The 21,451-nt window shown below is 33.6% G+C and carries 19 protein-coding genes; 9 read left to right on the top strand and 10 right to left on the bottom strand.

The window, feature by feature from the left end; all coding sequences use genetic code 11:
• Window positions 1-8 precede the first annotated feature (8 nt).
• A complete protein-coding gene (locus tag AABL85_RS10565; protein WP_341310054.1) occupies window positions 9-1,886 on the top strand; it encodes a hypothetical protein in 1,878 nt (625 codons plus the stop codon).
• 40 nt (window positions 1,887-1,926) lie between these two features.
• Here AABL85_RS10565 and AABL85_RS10560 read toward each other — a convergent pair whose 3' ends face one another.
• From AABL85_RS10560 to AABL85_RS10550, 3 genes are all read right to left on the bottom strand, one after another.
• Window positions 1,927-3,120: a GlmU family protein gene (locus AABL85_RS10560; protein ID WP_341310053.1), complete on the bottom strand. Its 1,194-nt coding sequence runs from the start codon at window positions 3,118-3,120 to the stop codon at window positions 1,927-1,929.
• Window positions 3,121-3,491: 371 nt separating this feature from the next.
• Window positions 3,492-3,743 carry a type B 50S ribosomal protein L31 gene (locus AABL85_RS10555; RefSeq protein WP_025125308.1) on the bottom strand — a complete coding sequence of 84 codons (252 nt, stop codon included), beginning with the start codon at window positions 3,741-3,743 and terminating at the stop codon, window positions 3,492-3,494.
• A 202-nt stretch (window positions 3,744-3,945) separates the two neighbouring features.
• Window positions 3,946-4,362 (bottom strand): DUF695 domain-containing protein, encoded by a 417-nt coding sequence (locus AABL85_RS10550; RefSeq protein WP_341310052.1) that lies wholly within the window; start codon window positions 4,360-4,362, stop codon window positions 3,946-3,948.
• 121 nt (window positions 4,363-4,483) lie between these two features.
• Here AABL85_RS10550 and AABL85_RS10545 point away from each other — a divergent pair, with 121 nt between their 5' ends.
• Window positions 4,484-5,773 carry a S28 family serine protease gene (locus tag AABL85_RS10545; RefSeq protein WP_341310051.1) on the top strand — a complete coding sequence of 430 codons (1,290 nt, stop codon included), beginning with the start codon at window positions 4,484-4,486 and terminating at the stop codon, window positions 5,771-5,773.
• A gap of 77 nt (window positions 5,774-5,850) precedes the next feature.
• Here the strand turns inward: AABL85_RS10545 and AABL85_RS10540 are convergent, their stop codons facing one another.
• From AABL85_RS10540 to AABL85_RS10525, 4 genes are all read right to left on the bottom strand, one after another.
• Window positions 5,851-8,418, bottom strand: a complete 2,568-nt coding sequence (locus AABL85_RS10540) for a hypothetical protein (RefSeq protein ID WP_341310050.1) — start codon at window positions 8,416-8,418, stop codon at window positions 5,851-5,853.
• An 86-nt stretch (window positions 8,419-8,504) separates the two neighbouring features.
• Window positions 8,505-9,155 carry a GLPGLI family protein gene (locus tag AABL85_RS10535; protein WP_286414472.1) on the bottom strand — a complete coding sequence of 217 codons (651 nt, stop codon included), beginning with the start codon at window positions 9,153-9,155 and terminating at the stop codon, window positions 8,505-8,507.
• Between the two features lie 62 nt (window positions 9,156-9,217).
• On the bottom strand, window positions 9,218-9,403 hold the full coding sequence (locus AABL85_RS10530; RefSeq protein WP_286414470.1) for a hypothetical protein: 186 nt from the start codon (window positions 9,401-9,403) through the stop codon (window positions 9,218-9,220).
• Window positions 9,404-9,639: 236 nt separating this feature from the next.
• Window positions 9,640-9,909 (bottom strand): hypothetical protein, encoded by a 270-nt coding sequence (locus tag AABL85_RS10525; protein ID WP_286420188.1) that lies wholly within the window; start codon window positions 9,907-9,909, stop codon window positions 9,640-9,642.
• A gap of 846 nt (window positions 9,910-10,755) precedes the next feature.
• Here AABL85_RS10525 and AABL85_RS10520 point away from each other — a divergent pair.
• The 7 genes from AABL85_RS10520 (at window position 10,756) to AABL85_RS10490 (ending at window position 18,365) form a co-directional block, all read left to right on the top strand.
• Entirely contained in the window at window positions 10,756-11,340 is a 585-nt protein-coding gene (locus AABL85_RS10520; protein ID WP_286414467.1) for a DUF4199 domain-containing protein, read from the top strand.
• A gap of 5 nt (window positions 11,341-11,345) precedes the next feature.
• A complete protein-coding gene (locus AABL85_RS10515; RefSeq protein ID WP_341310049.1) occupies window positions 11,346-12,302 on the top strand; it encodes a glycosyltransferase family 2 protein in 957 nt (318 codons plus the stop codon).
• A gap of 21 nt (window positions 12,303-12,323) precedes the next feature.
• Window positions 12,324-14,051 (top strand): phospho-sugar mutase, encoded by a 1,728-nt coding sequence (locus AABL85_RS10510; protein ID WP_341310048.1) that lies wholly within the window; start codon window positions 12,324-12,326, stop codon window positions 14,049-14,051.
• A gap of 71 nt (window positions 14,052-14,122) precedes the next feature.
• Window positions 14,123-15,952, top strand: a complete 1,830-nt coding sequence (locus AABL85_RS10505; protein ID WP_341310047.1) for an ABC transporter ATP-binding protein — start codon at window positions 14,123-14,125, stop codon at window positions 15,950-15,952.
• Complete coding sequence (locus AABL85_RS10500; protein ID WP_341310046.1) at window positions 15,953-16,654, top strand: hypothetical protein; 702 nt, start codon at window positions 15,953-15,955, stop codon at window positions 16,652-16,654.
• 15 nt (window positions 16,655-16,669) lie between these two features.
• Window positions 16,670-17,857 carry a nicotinate phosphoribosyltransferase gene (gene pncB / locus AABL85_RS10495; RefSeq protein ID WP_341310072.1) on the top strand — a complete coding sequence of 396 codons (1,188 nt, stop codon included), beginning with the start codon at window positions 16,670-16,672 and terminating at the stop codon, window positions 17,855-17,857.
• Window positions 17,858-17,945: 88 nt separating this feature from the next.
• On the top strand, window positions 17,946-18,365 hold the full coding sequence (locus AABL85_RS10490) for a nucleoside-diphosphate kinase (protein ID WP_006258715.1): 420 nt from the start codon (window positions 17,946-17,948) through the stop codon (window positions 18,363-18,365).
• A gap of 88 nt (window positions 18,366-18,453) precedes the next feature.
• Here AABL85_RS10490 and glsA read toward each other — a convergent pair whose 3' ends face one another.
• From glsA to AABL85_RS10475, 3 genes are read right to left on the bottom strand one after another with little or no spacing between them, the layout of a single operon-like run.
• A complete protein-coding gene (gene glsA / locus AABL85_RS10485; protein WP_286414463.1) occupies window positions 18,454-19,479 on the bottom strand; it encodes a glutaminase A in 1,026 nt (341 codons plus the stop codon).
• A 14-nt stretch (window positions 19,480-19,493) separates the two neighbouring features.
• On the bottom strand, window positions 19,494-20,525 hold the full coding sequence (locus tag AABL85_RS10480) for an AMP-binding protein (RefSeq protein WP_341310045.1): 1,032 nt from the start codon (window positions 20,523-20,525) through the stop codon (window positions 19,494-19,496).
• Between the two features lie 11 nt (window positions 20,526-20,536).
• Window positions 20,537-21,442: a CPBP family intramembrane glutamic endopeptidase gene (locus AABL85_RS10475; RefSeq protein ID WP_341310044.1), complete on the bottom strand. Its 906-nt coding sequence runs from the start codon at window positions 21,440-21,442 to the stop codon at window positions 20,537-20,539.
• Window positions 21,443-21,451: the final 9 nt, after the last annotated feature.

Below are 21,451 nucleotides of genomic sequence, written 5' to 3'. Positions count from 1 at the left end.
AAACAAGAATGCGTTATCTAGGCTTTTTTATTATCTTATTTATACTATGCTTTTCAGCTAGTAATGCACAAGAAAAACAACCTTACCAGAAAGATTCTTTATCTTATGCTAAGGTGCATTACTCTGAACATGAAGCACCTACTCTAGTAGAGAGAGACACTACTCGAATCTTCAAAAACCTCGAACAAAAAAGTAAAAAAACAAAAGTAGGACGTTTTTTCAACAGACTCGTTTATAAGAATAACAAAAAGCTTATAGCAAATGCTCCCGAAATAAAAACCAATCAACATCTAGAATTAGGTGAAGGAAAAGTTATACGCAATATCTATATCAAAACGTTAGATCCTTTCGGATTTTCTGATACTGACTCTCTGAAAAAACCAAAAAACAAAGTAGAGGAAATAGGAAATAAACTCCACTTTAAAACCAAGAACTTCACCATAAAGAACTTCTTGATTTTTAAAGAGGGAGATCGTTTTGATTCTTTAAAGATAAAAGAGAGTGAACGTCTTTTGCGTACTCAGAGCTTCGTTAGAAAAGTAACAATGTATCCTATCCCTACGTCACACCCAGATTCTGTAGATGTTTTAATTAGAGAATTAGATTCTTGGAGTATATACCCGACCGGCTCTATCTCTACCTCTTCTTATAGGATCAAACTAAGAGACAGAAACTTCGCAGGACTTGGACACGACGTGATCCTACAATACACTAATAAATATAAAGAGAGAAAACAAGGTGTATACTTTGATTATACCGTAAACAATATTCAGAATACCTTCATAAGAGCTAATCTGTTATATAACAAACAGACTTGGGGAGACTACGTAAAAGGTATTGTAGTCGACAGACCTTTCTATTCTCCTTATACTAAATGGGCAGGAGGAGTAACTCTCTCTCAGCATTTTAGAAGAGATTCTTTACCTGATATTAATAATAATTATAGTTACGAATCACGCAAATACAATACAGTAGATACTTGGGGAGGATATTCTATCCCATTGTTTAAAAACTATAAGGACAAACCTGTTATTACCAATCTTAGAACCTCGATGCGATATATAAAACAAAACTATATAGAAAGCCCACAAGAACAATATGATCCATACGGATTCTACAGAGACCAGAGCACCTATTTAGCCTCTGTTAGTTTAAGTTCCATTAACTATGTACAAGATCAGTACATTTTTAATTACAATATTATTGAGGACGTTCAGGTAGGTAAAGTATTTGCACTCACAGGTGGTATGAGAGATCAGTACGGCAAGCGAAGAGCCTACTATGGAGCTAAACTAGCTATGGGGGGATATACTAGGTTAGGATATTTCTCTGGTAATATCGAATGGGGAAGTTACTTCTATGGCAGTAATTCAGAACAAGGAGCTCTGCGATTAGAAGGAACGTATTTCACTAAGCTATTTATGATGGGTAATTGGCGTTTTAGACATTTCTTTACCCCTCAGTTTATCTATGGCTATAATCGTTATGACCATATCGGAGATGAGCTTAGATTAGATAATGTAATCCAGGGGATACGTGCCCAAAAAGTAACAGGATCAAAACGTCTAGCCTTCGCTTACCAATGGCAATCTTATGCTCCCTATGAGTGGAAAGGATTCCGCTTTAACCCTTATTTCAGTTTTGAAGGTGCTTTCATTACGAATAAAAGTGAAAACTTATTTGATTCTAAATTCTACTCTAGATTCAGCATTGGATTTGTAGCTTATAATGATTATCTAGTTTTTAGTAAAGTAGCACTCTCTCTAGTTTTCTACCCTACTATGCCTGATACAGGATCTAGCGTCATCAGAGCTAACTCTAGACAGTATAATATGAATCTACCAGACTTTAACTACGATAGACCGCGTACGGTATCGTATTATTAATAAAATCCCCAAAGTAGACGAGCTGCTTTGGGGATTATTTTTACCTACTCTTTAGATATTGTTGAAATCTATATATCTCTGTTTCTGCTGCTACATTATGCATAATTTCCTCATCTACAGGAGTTAATTCTACATGTCGTCTAGCCATCACTATTTTCATCGTTTCTAGAGCTTTCTCTACTTTATACGTCTCTGAAGACTCTCCTCCTCCCCAAGTAAAACTTGGTAAAAACGTCTTAGGGAATCCTCCACCGAAAATACTACATCCCACACCCACTACAGTTCCAGTATTGAACATAGTATTAATACCGCTCTTACTGTGATCTCCCATCATTAAACCACAGAACTGTAGGCCCGTATTCTCATACGATTGAGTCTCATAACTCCATAATTTCACAGGGCTATAGTTATTCTTTAGGTTAGAGTTATTTGTATCTGCACCTAGATTACACCACTCACCTAACACAGAATTACCTAAAAATCCGTCGTGCCCTTTATTAGAATATCCAAACATCACAGAGTTACTCACTTCCCCTCCTACTCTACAGTGAGGCCCTACAGTAGTAGCTCCATAAATCTTAGTTGCTAATTTTACTTGTGCTTCTTCACATAACGCAAAAGGCCCTCTAATAACCGAACCTTCCATAATCTCAGCATTCTTACCGATATAAATAGGCCCTGTAGAAGCATTAAGTGTTACGAACGCTAACTTAGCCCCTTCTTCTATAAATACATTCTCAGGAGCGATTACATTTACACTCTTTGGAATGTCTTCTGATATTCTATCCTCCGTAATTAAAGCAAAATCTGCACGAATAGCAGCGTCGTTCTTCTCAAATATATCCCATTTATGCTCTATCTTCATCAATTCACTCTCACATACCAATAACTCATAGTCATCGAAGTTCACTTCCTCTTGAGAGTCTTGTGTATAGAACGCCACTATATCTTCATTATAGATAACAGCCTGCATAGGTTGTAATTCCTTGATTAAGTCCGCTACCTCTTGATTAGGTAGATAAGCCGCATTAATCATAACATTATTCTCCACCTCTATCATTGGATACTTAATAGATAAATATTCCTCTGTCAGAGTTGTAGTTGTATAACGCAAGTAATTCTCCCATTTTTCGCGAATAGTCAATATTCCTACACGAATATCTGCTACTGGTCTAGTAAACGTAAACGGCAATAAAGCTGTTCTTACATCTCCATCGAATAAGATATAGTTCATAGTATATAATTCAAGATTTTAAAGGTTTAAAGTTAACAAAACTACAGCAAAAAACAGCGATAACTATCAATTAAATAATAATCCATCTACGCAAAAATCAATCTAGTCAATTAGAATCAAATAGATTAACTTTAAAATAAACACTATAAAAACAAATTATTCCATTCTGGATTCTATTATCTCAAGTACTAGATAACAATAGTAGTCCTGAAATATATTTCAATAAGAAAGCATTGTCTATAACTATCTATCCGAAATAAGAATATGCCATTAAGAGACAAACCACTAACAAAGGCATAAAATCGATTAATTACAACCATAAAAAAAGCCTCTCAATTACTTGAGAGGCTTTTGTATATGATAAGCTAAAATTATTTACCAAATTTAGCGTATTTGTTTTTGAATTTGTCAATACGTCCTGCAGTATCGATAAGTTTAGATTTACCTGTGTAGAATGGGTGAGATGTACGAGAGATCTCCATTTTGTACACTGGGTATTCTACTCCGTCAACTTCGATTGTTTCTTTAGTCTCTACTGTTGATTTTGTGATGAATACGTCATCATTTGACATATCTTTAAATGCTACTAATCTGTAATTTTCTGGGTGAATACCTTTTCTCATGATAAATTCTATTTTAAATTGTGAGTTACCTTCCATTTCGAAGCTTTCTATTTTCAAGAAAGGTGTAAACTTCCGATAACTTTTTAGTTATACTTATGTATTTTATTTCAGATTGCAAATGTACAATATAATTTTAAAAATCAAATAACTATTTTACTTTATTTACTGATTTTATCAATCCTCTATAATATCCTATTAATTATCAACTAATAAGCTTAGACACTATCTCCCAATCCTTATCCTCTTCTACCTCTATATGTATATCTATAGTATCTTCTATAGTATCACAATATGCTCCTATAGCCTCTCCATCTATATCATCACTCGCTAAATAACAAAAGATATCTCTTACTCCTCTACGCGTCATTTTACCTACATAATGTATCTCTGACTGAGTTCTTCTTAAGATATTCATGATATTATTCTCTATCTCTTCTAATCGTTCGTTTTCTTCCCATGTAGGGTACTCACGCTCTGTCTCTACAAGTGACAATTCTATAACAAATGCATAAGGATATTTATCCTTATCACTAAAGTTAGCATAAGACATATTAATCACTCCAGTAGCTTTAAAGCCGCCTACCTCTAAAACACGAATACTCATACTTTGATCGCTCATAACTCTTTTTATTTTGAAACTAAATATACAAAATTTTTCGCATTTTAACATTTTTATATTTTAGCTAAGCTTTAACAATCCTATCTTTGAAAACACTAACCCTATTTAAGACTAAAACATTATGTTTAAAAAATTAATCACACTCGTATTCTTATTGATTACAGTGCTGGCAGTAGCACACCCTGATCAGAAAAAAGTAGAACAGGCTCTGTACAACTTAAAGAATGTAACATTCAAACAACTGGAGTCTAAAGATGACTCTTATCTACTGTATGAACTTAGAGTAAGACAACAAGTAGATCACACAGATCCTTCTAAAGGTTATTTTTATCAAAAGGTACACTTTTATCACAGGGATTTTGACCATCCTATGATTATGGAGACTAACGGATATGACCTATATGTACGTGCTAGCGAAATGGTAGGTTACTTAGAAAGTAACTATCTAAATATAGAACACAGGTTCTTCGGAGAGTCTATCCCTGAAGGCAAACCATGGCAGTATCTTACTATGGAACAAGTAACAGCTGACTTACATGAGATTAACCAACTGTTTAAAGAAATCTACACAAACAATAAATGGATCAGTACAGGTATTAGCAAAGGGGGACAGACTAGCATCTACTATAAATACTTTTATCCTAATGATGTAGACGTAGCGATTCCGTATGTAGCTCCTTTTAACCAAGCCTTAGAAGAGCCTCGTATCTATCCATTTTTAGCAAATGTGGGAGACAAATTATGCAGAGACAAAATCTACAATATTCAGGTAAAACTATTTGAAAACAAAACACAGATTCTAGAAAAGCTTAAATGGTATGCTAAAGGAGCTAAACTGACTTTTAGCTATTTAGGTTCTTTAGAAAAAGCTTTTGAATACGCAGTATTAGAATACAGCTTCGGATTCTGGCAAAGTGGTCACTCATGTGCTACATTCCCAAATACAAAAAATATTGATGAATTGACAGAACACTTCCTTAGCGTAAGTAATATAGACTTCTTTAGTGATCAAACGATCAAGCGATACGAATCACACTATTATCAGTCTGGAACGCAATTAGGATACTATGGATATGACATCACTCCATTCAAGAAATACGTTAGCTTTACATCTAACCCGCTAGCTACCTTTATGCCTGAAGGAACTACATATAACAACTTTAACGATGCACTAATCCAAAAAGTAAAAACATGGTTAGAGAATGAGGCAAATAACATTATCTATGTATATGGTGAGACAGATACATGGAGTGCTTCTATGGTAGTACCTAGTGCTAAGGTCAACTCTAAAGCTTATGTGCTTCCTAAAAAAGACCATGGACAAGCACGTGTGAAGAATATGACTCCTGAGATGAGAACACAGTTCTTCTCTACATTAGAAAAAATGACAGGATTAAAACCGGTAAGATAACTTGAAGAAATAAAACTAAAAAGCGCCTTTCTCTAATAAATAGGGAAAAGCGCTTTTTTGTTTAACATATACAATATTTATAATTTATAAGTTACTCCTAATAAAACTACTCTAGGAAACATAGAATTAATACTTTCTATAACCATTATATCTGTTGAATAAGTAGTTTGTTTCCATTTACTGTTTAATAAATTATTTCCAATTAATTCAAATCTCCAAGATGATTCTAAAGGGATATATTCTAATATTGCATTCAATTCCTGAGTAGTTTTCTCCTGTCCATAGCTATTAAGTGTTAACCTATAGTCAGTCTTAAAAACCCACTGTTTATTAAGTTTATAATCTAACTTTATCTTTAATTCATCATTATTAAACTTTTGGGTATTTAAAGAGTGTGTTTCATTAAATCGCTTTGTATAACTAATATCAAAATTAGGCATTTCTGTAAATCTAGTTCTAATAAATCCACTTACACTATATGTTCTATTCTTGGTAGCTAACATTGCTTCATTAATGAGCTGATGATATTTACTATCTCCATAAGTTAGATATACTGACGGTTCTACCTTTCGAAACTGATAAGATAACACTCCTGTTACATTTAGTCTGCTAAAAATTTTATTGCTATTAACTGAAGAATAATGTTGTACATAGTCTTTAGAAATCACATTATCTATAATTGCATTTCCTTGACTAATATAGTTTATAGAACCATTATAACTAAATTTATGAATACCTCTATGATAAAAATAGTTCAACCCTATACTGTGATAATTACTATAATCTAAATACATATCACCACTATAAACAGAATTAAAACTCTTAATGATTGGAGTATTTAACAATTGATAAACCTTAGGATACACAGGCTCGTAGCTATATTTAAACTGAACATAGTTCTGTTTATAAAATGTATACTTACTACTAAACCTAGGCTCTAACTTCCATAAGTTTGTACTGTGATCATTTAGATTATCCCTAAACATAGTATTATATGATGACACTCTGACAGAAGTTATATTTTCCCACTTCTTCATTTTCATTTTATACTCTAATTCTAAATAAGGATTAACCAACTCATACTTCGCTTTATTAAGAAGGTTCTCACCACTCGTAATGCTTATATCAGTGTTATTATGATTATAATCTACCCCTAGTGTTACATAAAAATGATGCTTTGCTAGTGGGGTATAAAAGTATTTGTAACTAGAACTGAAATTTTGTTGTTTTACTTTCAAATGCTGATAAATAGAGAATTTATCCAAAGCGTTGTCCCATGGTACTATACCTACTAAAAAAGGTTTATTAGAATTCCATTCCTTAACAGGGGCTTCTTCTTTAGTGTTGTATTCTAAAGTCAAAGCTGTCCTATGCTCATTAGAGTAAGATTTAAAGTACTCTAACAATTGTGAAGTCATTGTACTATTTTTCCTAGTATAATTATCAAAAACACTCTGAGTTAGCATTGTTTGATTAGTCATAACACTATAATCTTTATACCAGTTCGTTCCTATCTGGATATTATATCTAAATGTAGAAGTACTATTAGGTTCATACCCTATAGATAAACGCCCTGTTAATAAAGGTTCACTTTCTTGATAATCTTCGTTTCTATTCTCAAAATTATTTTCACTAAGAGTTAAATATTCTGTTCTAATAGTATTATACCTCGTTAATTTATTCTTATTATACAGTATCATTCCTTTAAGTATAACCTTTTCTGAAGGTGAATATCTAATATCTGTAGAGATGAACTGATTCTCTACTGTACTTGTATTCTTCTTATCTGCTAGATATGTTTTTAGATTTAACAACGAATTAGTTTTACTGCGTTTATACAAACTCTCAAAACCATCCATCCGAATAATATCATCCAGACTTAACACTGAAGCACCAAAATCATTTATATCACTAATAACATTTAGTGTCAACTTAGTAGAATAATAAAACAAAGGAGCTCTAAACTGATAATGTGCATCATTACCTATAGCAGCCTTTAACTCCCCAAACACAAACTTATTTTTACCTTCTTTCAACTTGATATTCATGGCTAATACATCTGAAGAAGATACACTTTTCATATGTTTTATCTCTGAATAATTATCTATAACTTGGACTTGCTCTACTGCATCAGAGGGAATATACTCTACACCTAGACGTGTTCCTCCATTAAAAAAAGTATTACCCTCTACTAAAAACTTAGTGACGAGGCGTCCATTAACCTTCACTGTCCCTGTATCTGACACTTCTACTCCTGGCAACTTAGCCAATTGATCTCTTAACTTTCGCTCTGTACCATCAGTGAATTTAGACACATCATAAAGGACTGAGTCATTTCTGACTGCCATACCACTATAGTCATACTTAATCACTATTTCTTGTAAATCCTCATCACTTGGTAATAAAACAAAATCTTTTACCAAAGGTTTATCACCAACCTGTATAATCTCTTTTTCTGAATGATAACCTACTAAAGACAAATTAAATTCGTATTTATCACCCTGATTTAAGGCTACCTTATAATATCCTTTATCATCAGTACGTATAAATAGCACTTCATCTTTATCTTCTATATTTTTTACCACGATATTCATACTTGTCAAAGATACTCGCTCGATAGTTCCTACCGTACCACTTACTTCCATTCGTTGGGCAGAAAGATTTATAGTAAAAAAAACAAATAAGTAATATAGTTTATTCAAGGATTTAAGGATTTAATAAGTAATATAATTTAATCAGCTTTAGGAATAGGTACGTCCATTCCTTTATCACTTAAGACTATCTTAGTAGCACTATAAGTAGCCTTCATAAACTGTGCATATAGAATAAGACCAGGTAATCCATGAAAACCACCAGGTCCATAAGAGTAATTAATATCAGGTGTAAACCAAGCTACGATTGGCACAATTTTTATAGCTCCTTTGTATTCATTTCTTTTTTCAGCTATAGCTTTATAACATGTGAATCCTTGAATCGTTTTACTTTCACTAGTAATCTTCCAGTCTATATTATTAAATGTATTAAATGCACTATCCCCTCTATGTTTTGTAGCAGGAGTTCTTGTTTCTTCCTTCTCTGTATACATTGGAACAAATTGATAAGTATTCATCTTTATAATATTCAAACAACTTGACTCTCTAATCTCCCCAATCAAATCATAGACTGCTCTTTCTGAGTTAAATCTTAATTCTGCCTTTAAAGGCTTTTCTAAAAACACTTTACACTCTGGCTCCTCTTGATTTAACATCTCATATTTATAATTCTTTTTATCAATATCAGATACTACATCATAGTAAACCTTACCTGATACTATCTTATTCTGTGCGCCTACATTTATACTGCATATAAAAAGTAGTATAATTAGTTTGATTTTTCTCTCCATATTAAATTACATATAATTATATCTAGGAGAATTCACTCCTAGATATAAGATTTAACTAATCGTTATTCAAAATCATTCATACAACGATTATACATATTCTCAGACATCATAACTGCAAGATCATGATCCTTATACTCAATCATTTCACGATCATAAGATAACTGCTTCAGTTCACTACATACTTTATGATCACTAGTTGGTGCTGCATGAAAATTTGTACTCATACCAAGACAGAATAGTACTGCCATAAAAATTCTTTTTGATTTCATAATTATTTAAATTTAAAGATTTTAGTAAATATATAAAATTATCTTAATTAAACAAAAAATACATACAAATTATCTTAATTAATATACTAAAAAATTAAAACACCCTAAAATAACTTGAATAAATAAAACTAAAAAGCGCCTTTCTCTAATAAATAGAGAAAGGCGCTTTTGGTTTATAACACTCCTTATAGGTAAATATTATATAAATCTCTACTTTATTTTTTATAAGCGAAATAGAACCCTATACTAATCAAAATAAAGAGTATAGAAAAACAGATATTCAAAAACTTAGCTACTTTAATTCCAAAGGTATTTCGTATCCAAGCCATATTAAACACAGGCCCACCTGTCTGATCATACATGTGCTCATATCCTTTAATAGAACAGAATAAAAGCACACCTCCTATCAATACAAGTCCTATACCTCCATACTCTGGATGTTCTCTAAAAAGACTATGAAAATACTCTGAAATCAAATCTAACATCCTTCTATATTATTCTTTTGCATAACCATTTTATATAAAAATAGAATACTAAAATACGATATAAAAAAACATCGAAAAAACACTTTTCAAACAAACCTATACCCCTACCATACATACTCCATACTTCATTCTATTTAAGTGACCCTTTACTCAAAATTAAATTAATAAACCCACAACTCTCTCCACACAGAACCCAAATTTTAGATTAGTCGTAGATCCCCTATCAATACAAGAATCATTCTTCGACTAATGACCTCTCTGTTCCACTATTCTCGACTTATTCTCCATGAATTATCGAGGAGGTAAGAGTCAATACTAATGTTTATGGGGGGTTACAAGGAATTATACTATTAGATACATCAAAACATTTTTTGTGTCAATGTAGCCTCTATCCCTTATAAATAAAGGGATTATAAGTAAATATCTCTTTTTAGCATTCTAAAAAAAATAGAATACTTTTTTTAGAAAAAAGAGTAAAAACAGCGTTTCGAACCGAAAATTTTAAAAAAAAGAAAAGATTATAGCTCAAATAAGGGGGTATACATCTGCGTTTTAGATCAAAATAAAAAAAACGGATTATTAATTTTGAATCTGATTGATAAAAAGACGCTCTCTATACTCACTTCTAATGCGCTCATACACTATTCAATTAGAGCTCTATTAAGCCTGTAAAAAACTGATAAACTAAAGCACTCCAAGACCTTCTATACCTTAACAAGTTTACTGTTTTATAAAAAGAATAGATAAATAAGGCGATTAGTACACATTCTGTTAACAAACTCCCATTACATACCGTTCTAAAAGGGTTATTTTATTATATTTGTAAATCATATTTATAGATAACCAATGAAGAACCCAGTAAATAAAGTAGGTATTACTTTCGGAATCATATTAGCCATCTATTACACACTATTTAACAGTGTAATATTTTTTACAGACAAATCCCTATTTGCCAATACTTTCGCTGGTTTTTTTAATATGGGTGTGATGGTTATCTTAGGAATACTAACTATCTATTTTGCTCGTAAAAAAGCAGGGGGATATGTTACCTTCAGAGAAGCATTTACTCCATTCTTCTTAATGGTCATCATCGGAGTGACTGTGAATATTATTATTTATAATATTCTTTTTAATATCGTGGATCCTTCTGCTAAGGAGGAAATCAGCAAATCTCTTTATGATATGTTAATCAAAACATTAGACGGGTCTGGACTTCCACAAGAACAAATCAATGAACAATTAGAAAAAGCTAGAAATATCAACCAATTTGCTCCTAAATCACAATTGTTTTTATGGGCAGGTAGTGTACTTAGAAATTCAATACTAGGGATATTATTAGCTGCTATATTTAAAAATAAATCAGAATTCGTAAACCCACATCCTGAAATTAATCATGATGTAGATACTGATTTTAATAAAGATCATAAATAATCTAGATGAATCTATCAATAGTAATTCCTCTGCTAAACGAAGCAGAGTCTCTGCCAGAACTACATACGTGGATAACTAAAGTTATGCAGGAGAACGGCTTTACCTATGAGATTCTCTTTATCGATGATGGGAGTAAAGATAAGTCGTGGGATATAATCACTGCACTAGCTGCTAGAGATACTCAGGTCAAAGGAATACGCTTCCAGCGCAACTTCGGCAAATCACAGGCTTTACATGCTGGATTTGCACAGGCACTAGGTGATGTGGTCATCACTATGGATGCTGATCTTCAAGATAGCCCTGATGAGATACCAGCACTGTATGATATGATCACTAAAGAGGGGTATGATATGGTCTCTGGCTGGAAAAAGAAACGATATGACTCTGTCGTATCTAAAAATCTTCCTTCTAAACTATTTAACTGGGCTGCGAGAAAGACTTCTGGTGTTCAGCTAAATGACTTTAACTGTGGACTGAAGGCCTATAAAAACGAGGTCATTAAAAACATAGAGGTATCTGGTGAGATGCACCGCTACATTCCTGTCCTAGCTAAAAATGAAGGCTATCATAAAATAGGTGAAAAAGTAGTCATCCATCAAGCGCGTAAATACGGTACTACCAAATTTGGGATGAGTAGATTTATCTACGGTTTTCTGGATTTGATTACCATTTGGTTCCTCTCTAAATTTGGCAAAAGACCGATGCACTTATTCGGATCACTTGGGGTTATCACCTTTGGGATTGGGTTCTGTGCAGCCTTCTTTATTGGAGCGAATAAGTTGTATAAGCTTTATTATGGATTACCCGCTATCCGAGTGACACAAGATCCGTGGTTCTATATATCACTAGTAACGATGATCATCGGAACACAGTTATTTTTAGCAGGATTCTTAGGAGAACTTATACTTAAAACAAAGACAAACATTAGTAGATATAAAATCGCTGAACAAAGCGGTTTTTAATCCACACTAAATATCAATATTATGCAAATAGAAAAAGAAATCTTAGCAAAAGCTGAATTGTGGTTAAAAGAACCATTTGATGCTGAAACACAGGCTTCTGTTCAAAAAATGATGGATACTGACCCTGCAACTCTTAAAGACAGTTTTTATAAAAACTTAGAGTTCGGTACAGGAGGTATGCGTGGTATAATGGGAATTGGTACAAATCGTATCAACAAATATACACTAGGAAAAAACACACAAGGATTATCAAACTATATCAAACAATCATTCCCTAACCAAGAATGGAAAGTAGCTATCAACTTTGACTGTCGTCACAACAGTCAAGAGCTAGCGAAAGTAGTCGCTGATGTATTCACAGCTAACGGTATTAAAGTATACTTATTCGCAGAGATGCGTCCTACTCCTGAGTTATCTTTCGCAGTAAGACACTACGGATGTAATGCAGGTATCGTATTAACTGCATCACACAACCCACCAGAATACAATGGATATAAAGTGTACTGGCAAGATGGTGGACAAATCGTTCCTCCTAATGATGCGGCTGTTATAGACGAAATCAACAAGTTAACCTATAACGAAGTAAACTTCAAAGGGGATGATAACTTGATCACTTATGTAGGAGAAGAGCTAGATGCTGCGTTTATCCAATCTACTGTAGAGAATGCAAGCTTTGATACTCCACAGTCTGTAAAAGATCAATTAAAAATAGCGTATACTTCCCTACACGGTACTTCTATCAAACTTATCCCTAGAGCCTTCGAAGCTGCTGGATATAAGAATGTATTCATCGTAAAAGAACAAGCAGAACCAGATGGGGACTTCCCTACTGTAAAATCTCCTAATCCTGAAGAACCAGAAGCATTGACTATGGCACTTCAGTTAGCAGATGAGACAGGTGCAGATATCGTTATCGGTACAGACCCTGATTCTGACCGTATCGGTATAGGTGTACGTGACCTAGATGGTAATATGATTCTGTTAAATGGTAACCAAACAATGGTGATGATGACAGGTTTCTTACTAGAACAGTACAAGCGCAATATCGGTTTTAAAGGAAATGAATTTATTGGTTCTACTATCGTTTCTACTCCTATGATGCTAGACTTAGCAGAAAGCTATGGTGTAGAGTGTAAAGTAGGATTGACAGGATTTAAATGGATAGCTAAGTTTATCAATGAATGTCCTACTCAAAAATTTATCGGTGGTGGTGAAGAGAGTTTCGGATATATGGTAGGTGATGCTGTACGTGATAAAGATGCTGTTGCCTCTGCTTTATTAGTATGTGAGATCGCAGCTGTAGCTAAAGCAGCGGGTAGTTCTTTCTATAAAGAGTTAATGAATCTATATATCGACAATAAGTTCTATAAAGAATACCTTATTTCTCTAGTGAAAAAAGGAATTTCTGGAGCTGAAGAGATTAAACAAATGATGATTGAGCTAAGACAAAATCCACTTACTGAAATCATCGGACAGAGAGTAGTATGTGTAGAAGACTATCAGTCTAGTGAAGCGAAGAACTTATTCACTAATGAGATAGAACCTATCCACGTACCTAAATCTAATGTACTAATCTATTATCTAGAAGATGGTACTAAGATAGCTGCTCGCCCTAGCGGTACTGAACCGAAGATTAAATTCTACTTTAGTGTAAACGAACCATTACACGATATAGCTGAAGTGAAGGCAACGGAGAAAGTATTAGACCAAAAAATTCAAGATATCATCAACGAAATGAAGTTGAATTAAAACATATAAGAAAGACTGGTAGTGATACCAGTCTTTTTTTCTTTATTTTTGCTTTTTACATTATAACAAATATGAACGAATACTTTAAGAAGATACTTCACTTTGGTAAGCCATATAAGACCTATGCTTACTTAAACGTTTTTTTTAATATCCTATACGCTTTATTCAGTGCGCTATCTTTTGTGGCATTGATTCCGATGTTGACAGTGCTTTTTGGTGATGCCAAAAAAGTTACAGAGAAACCTCTCTATACGGGCATAGGACACCTTAAAAATTACTTAGAAGACTATATGTCTTACTTCATCACGCAATATACTGCAGAGCATGGAGCTCAAGATACCTTAATGGTAATGGCTGCTGTAATTATCTCGTTGTTTTTACTAAAAAACTTGTTCAACTATTGGGCGATGTACTTTATTACTTTCCTTAGAAATGGGGTATTAAAAGATATTCGTAATGCGATGTATAAAAAATCACTAGAGTTACCACTATCATTCTTCTCTGAAAAAAGAAAAGGGGATGTGATCTCTCGAATCACTTCAGATGTACTAGAGATACAACACTCTTTCTTATCTATCTTAGAAGTAGTCGTGAGAGAACCATTGACTATCGTATTTACTATTGTAGCCATGTTTACAATTAGTACTGAGCTAACTTTATTCGTATTTATATTTGTTCCTATCTCAGGTGTGATCATTTCTAAAGTAGGTAAGACCTTAAAGAAGAGCTCACAAAAAGCATCAGAAGAACAAGGGTACTTCTTATCTATCATAGAAGAATCTCTATCTGGGCTAAAAGTGATCAAAAGCTTTAACTCAGAGAAAAACTTCAATAAAAAGTTTCAAGACTCTACACATAGTTTCTATGAACTAAACAATACTATCCTTAACCGCCAGAACTTATCTTCTCCACTTAGTGAATTCTTAGGTATCGTGACTATCGCTGTATTATTAGTATACGGTGGTCATCTAGTACTAGGTGAAGGTACACTGACAGGGGCTTCGTTTATTGCCTATATCGGTATGGCTTATAATATCCTTACACCTGCTAAGGCTATGTCTAAGGCTTCGTACTCATTAAAACGTGGTAATGCTGCTGCAGAGCGCGTGTTACAAGTATTAGAAGAAAATAATCCTATCGAAAGCAAAGAAAATGCAATAGTGAAGTCTAGCTTCGAGGATAAAATAGAGGTAGATAATATCTCGTTTAAATACGAAGAAGAGTACGTATTAAAAGACTTTACACTCACAGTGCCAAAAGGAAAATCTGTAGCGCTAGTCGGTCAGTCTGGTAGTGGTAAGAGTACGATAGCAAACTTATTAACTCGATTCTGGGATATCAATGAAGGAGCAATTAAAATAGATAACGAAGATATTCGTAACTTAGAGCTGAGCGACCTACGTGATCTTATCGGACTAGTAACTCAAGACAGTATCTTATTCAATGATACGATCAAGAACAACCTTAAGCTAGGTAAAGAAGATGCTACAGATGAAGAAATCATGCAAGCGCTTAAAATAGCTAATGCGTACGAGTTCGTCAAAGATCTACCTCATGGTATAGATACCAATATCGGTGATGCTGGAAATAAATTATCTGGAGGACAGAAACAACGTCTGTCTATCGCAAGAGCAGTGCTTAAGAATCCTCCGATCATGATATTAGACGAAGCGACATCTGCATTAGATACAGAAAGCGAAAAACTAGTACAGGTAGCACTAGACAATATGATGCAAAATAGAACGTCTATTATCATCGCTCACCGTCTATCTACGATCCAAAAGGCAGACTTAATCGTAGTCATGCAAAAAGGTAAAATAGTAGAACAAGGTACTCATGAAGAGCTAATCCAGTTAAATGGTACTTACTCTAAATTAGTTTCACTACAATCATTAGAATAAATGTATAAAGACGGTAAAAATATAACACTCCCTAGCGATCCGAATACTATTGTATGGAAGTACTTAGACTTATCTAAGTTTTTAGATTTATTACTGTCTAATAAACTATTCATGTCTCGATCTGACAAATTTGAAGATCAATATGAAGGGACATTTAGCGAGCCAACTTTTGAAGAGATAAAAAGAATCAGTCAAGACAATCCTGACTTCTTACAGCACTATAAACAGAAAAGAAAGAATATAGTCATCAGTAGTTGGCACCTTAATGAATGTGAGTCTTTCGCAATGTGGCAGATATTCACAAAAAACAAAGAAGGTATCGCTATTCAATCTACTCTAGAACGACTGCAAAAAGCGGTCTCTGTAGAAAACCGAATAGACCAATACATAGGAGAAGTAAACTACATTGATTACAAAAGAGAGTTTATTCCTTTTGACGATGAGTTCTTCCCTTTCTTGTTCAAAAGACAAAGTTTTCAATACGAAAAAGAGGTTCGTATTATCTCAGATGTTAGCCCTCTGGGTATAGAAGTCAATGAGGGCATTAAAATACATGTGGATATCGAACAATTAATAGAAAAAATTTATATTCATCCTAAGTCAGAGAATTGGTACAAAAACTTAGTGTTAGAGCTAATGCATAAGTTAAACTTCAAATTTCATGTGGAGAAATCTGACTTAGAAAGTGATATATTAATCTAAAAAACTATGGAAGCAATGAACACTAACCAAGTTATCGTATCTATATTAGATAATGATTTCTATAAGTTTACGATGCAGTACGCTGCTATTAAACAATTCCCTTATGCTAAAGCGTCCTATATCTTTATCAATAGAGGACAACATAAATACCCCCCAGGTTTTGCTGAAGCGTTGCGCTCTGCTGTAGACGAAATGGCAAAACTAAAACTAACAAAAGCAGAGAAGATATTCTTAGAAAAGACTTGTCCTTACTTAGACCCTACTTATCTAGACTTCTTACAAGGGTATCACTATGATCCGTCAGAAATAGAAATATCACAAGATGGGCAAGATCTAGAAGTACATATCAAAGGATATTGGTATAGAACTATCTTATGGGAGGTACCTCTAATGTCTATTATCTGTGAGCTATATTATAAAATGACTAATTCTGAAAGAGACTCTTCTGAAAAGGTTATTGCGAATACGCGTAACAAAATAGAGAAATACAAAGAATTAGGGATTACTATTGCTGAATTCGGTACTAGAAGAAGACACTCTTATGCAGTACATCAACTAGTAGTGGATACTTTAAAACAATATGGTGACGGTAGCTTCATCGGGACGAGTAATGTACACTTAGCGATGAAGTATAACACTAAACCAATCGGAACACATGCTCACGAATGGTTTATGTTCCACGCAGCTAAGTATGGTTTTAAAATGGCAAACTCAATGGGGTTAGAACATTGGGTAGACACTTATAGAGGAGATCTAGGAATCGCGTTAACGGATACCTATACGAGTAAAGTTTTCTTTGAACAGTTTGATAAGAAGTTTGCTAAGTTATTTGATGGGGTTAGACATGATAGTGGAGATCCACTAGACTTCGCTGATCAAGTTATCGCACACTATAAATCATTAAATATAGATCCTACTCAGAAGACAATTATCTTCTCTGATGGATTAAATCCTGAAAAAGTAGAGCGCATCGCTAATCACTGCAAAGGAAGAATAGGAATGTCATTTGGTATCGGTACAGACTTTACTAATGATGTAGGATTAGATGCTATGAATATCGTAATCAAGATGTCTCAGGCTCTTCCAGAAGGAGGATATTGGACAGATGTAGTGAAACTATCTGATGAGCCTAAAAAGCACACAGGAACTCCAGAGATGATAGAATTAGCACAGAGATTATTAGAGATTCCTGTTTCTGAATAAAAGTGATTAAAACCACACTTTTTTATAAATATTATCACTTTTGTAATATTTAAAAGACTATTTTTGCAATAAATTAAATTTAAGAATAATGGCAACGAACAGAACTTTTACAATGATTAAACCTGATGCTGTAGAAGCAGGTAATATCGGTGGAATCATCAACATGATTACTGAAGGAGGATTTAAAATCGTATCTATGAAGTTAACTCAATTAACTGTAAGAGATGCTCAAAAATTCTATGAAGTACACAGTGAAAGACCTTTCTATGGAGAATTAGTTGAATTCATGTCTAGAGGTCCAATCGTAGCAGCTATCTTAGAAAAAGAGAACGCTGTAGAAGATTTCAGAAAATTAATCGGTGCTACTAACCCAGCTGAAGCTGCTGAAGGTACTATCCGTAAAAAATATGCAAAATCAATTGGTGAAAATGCAGTACACGGATCTGATAGCGACGAGAACGCTGCTATCGAGTCTGCTTTCCACTTCTCAGGAAGAGAGCAATTCTAAGAATTTGCAATAGATTATATTTGCACCCAAAAAGAAAGCCAACTGTTATCAGTTGGCTTTTTCTATTTATAAGTACTACTCTTATCTATTAAAAGATACTTAGGTTTAATTCATTTACTAAATCTAAGATCATGTGGTATCCTACTACAGAGTTACCCTGTGTATCTAATCCAGGGCTGAAAGTTCCTATTCCGATTCTATTTGGCACAGAAACAACGATACCTCCTCCTACTCCAGACTTACTAGGCAAACCTACTGTACGAGCATACTCTCCACTAAATTCATACATCCCTGCGATTAACATCTGTGACTGTACTAACTTAGACATCTCCGAGTTTTTATACTTCGTATCTCCATCAAAACGAGTACACTGATTAGCAAAGAAATAACCAATCTTAGCTAAATCTTCTGCTGTAACTTCTATAGAACATTGTTTAAAATAATTATCTAATCTATTCTCTTCTCCTTCGATTAGACCATTATTCTTTAATAGATGGAATATACCTCTGTTTCTATGTCCTGTTTCTCTTTCAGACATATATACAGAATGACTATAACCTATTGCGTCGTTCTTCGTGATATAACGAACCATCTCTAGAATCTTCTGAAATGCTTCATCATTATCTCCACCTAATAATGCTGTAGTAAGTATAGCACCAGCATTCATTAAAGGATTAAGAGGCTTTCCTTTAGTCTCTAAGTTAGCATAATGATTAAAAGGTTTGTCCGTTCCATAATACCCTGCTTTAGAAAACACTTCTTTCTCTCCTAACTCTTCTACAGCGACCATCAGCGCTATTACTTTAGAAATACTCTGAATCGTAAACTTCTGTGATACATCCCCTACATTAACAACTTCTCCATTCTGCTTTACTACAGAAAATGCGATAGCGCTGGCATTAACCTTGCTCAGTTCGGGGATATAGTCTGCGACTTTTCCTTCTCCAACATGTATTCTATTTTTTTCTAAAATACGTTCTAACATCTCATTAGTAATTAGATTGGTACTATCACCATTTCTAATTATCTTCTTAGCATAAGCAGTTCCACCAAAAGAAACTAAACATGCTACAACCCAGCTTAGGATAATGTTACTTACACTATTCTTCTTCATGTTATTAATCTAGTTTATTGAATATTCTTCTTTCTTATTATTTTGCCTGTTTCAGTTTCTACAAATTTAGAAACAAACTGTATTTCACGAGGTTTCTCATACTTACCAAGCTCCGCAAATATATCATTAGGTAAAGTATACTGCTCACTTTCAATAACTAATACTAGTTTATTACCTAAGTAAGTATCTTCTTTACTCGCCACAAAGAAACGATAAGGAATCCTCTTTGACAACTTTTCTTCTATTTGCTCAGGAAAAAGTTTTACACCTCCGCTATTAATGACATTATCTGCTCTTCCAAGCCACTTAAATTCCTTACTATTAATAATTTCCACTAAATCATTGGTAACAACTAATTCCGGATTAACAGTAGGTGCAGAGATCACTAAACACCCTCTTTCATCTTGACTAACTGTCGCATGAGAAAGCACTGAAAAAGATTCTATACCTATTCGTTTAGCAGCTATATGAGTGATTGTTTCTGTCATACCGTAAGTCTCATATACTTTAGTAGTAAGTTGTTTTAGCTTATTTGCTAAACTCTGGTTCACTTTTGCTCCCCCTATAATAAGAGTCTTCACCTTATTCAATTCCTCTATTGAATTTTCTACCTGCATAGGCACCATCGCTACAAAGTCATATAACTTTGTATTCTGCTCTAATGGCCTTGCAGTAGGTTCTTTAACATCTAAAGACCAACCAACGATTAAAGATCTAATAAACATAAGTTTACCACCGACAAACTTCGTAGACATACACAAAAGAGCACTACTACCTGTAGCTATTTCAAAAAAAGAAGCAGTCGCTTTAGCAGAACAGATCATAGCTTCTTTCTTTAAATGTATAGTTTTAGGAGGTCCTGTAGTACCTGATGTAGTCAAGCTTACATAATCATTCGTATTAAACCATTCTATAATAAGCCTTCCTAAATCAACCAAATATTCTTGAGTTCCTAGTTCCCATTCTTTAGCCAATGTAATCAACTCCTCTATCGTATAAGTGTTACCATTCAACTTAAAGTTAGGGTGTATATAATTCAATTCCATAATTTACTCTTTTATCTTACTCTTCCAAATAACTGATGTTTCCAATTCTTCCACTTATACTTTCTAGCAAAGACTAAAATCACTAGAGGTAATACAACGCCGACTTGGATAATATATTCCCACGGAGAGATAACACTTTCTGAATTAACATTGGTAAAAATAGAGTTTGTCTGAAAAGCAGTCCAGTCAGAAGTAACTAAAAGCACTCCTATTAAGTTATTCGCTGCATGAAAACCTAAGGCTAATTCTACCCCATCATCCATTAATGTAATAATTCCAAGAAAGAGCCCTGTTCCAATATAATAAATCATGATACTAAATCCTATCTTCTCTACTTCAGGATTAGCTAAATGCATTAAACCAAATAAAATAGAGGTTGCAAACAAAGCAACTGCTCTACTACGAGTAGCTAAACCTATTCCTTGCATTAAATAAGAACGCATAAAATACTCTTCAAAACTAGTCTGTAAAGGAATTAAAATAATAGCAAACAGTAAAAATATTAGAAAAGGCCAAAACTTAAACGAAAAGACATAATCTTCGGGAGAAGCTATATACCCATAAACAAAGAAAGCTATAATCACAAAACTCCACAGAGAAAAAGCAAATAATACTCTCTTCCAATCTACCTTGCTTCTAGAGGTAGTAAGGCTTAGCAGACTCTGCCTATGAACTACTAATACCCAAGCTATTAGAAATACAAACATGAATACTAATGGCCCAATCGTTATCAAAAAATTGATATTTTTACCAAATTTATCAATATTCATTTTTATGATTTCATTAGTAGATATAGCCGAATATCTTAAAGAAATCCAATTTAGGAGCATAATCCCTAAAAAAAATAACGAAAAAGGTAAATAACACCAAAGTTTCTGACTTTTGTTTATTCTCAATAACTGTTCAATAATTCCCATATCTCAAAA

It is taken from the genome of Myroides odoratimimus, from assembly GCF_038039805.1.
Lineage (GTDB): Bacteria > Bacteroidota > Bacteroidia > Flavobacteriales > Flavobacteriaceae > Flavobacterium > Flavobacterium odoratimimum_B.
This window is presented reverse-complemented; position numbering and strand designations above follow the sequence as displayed.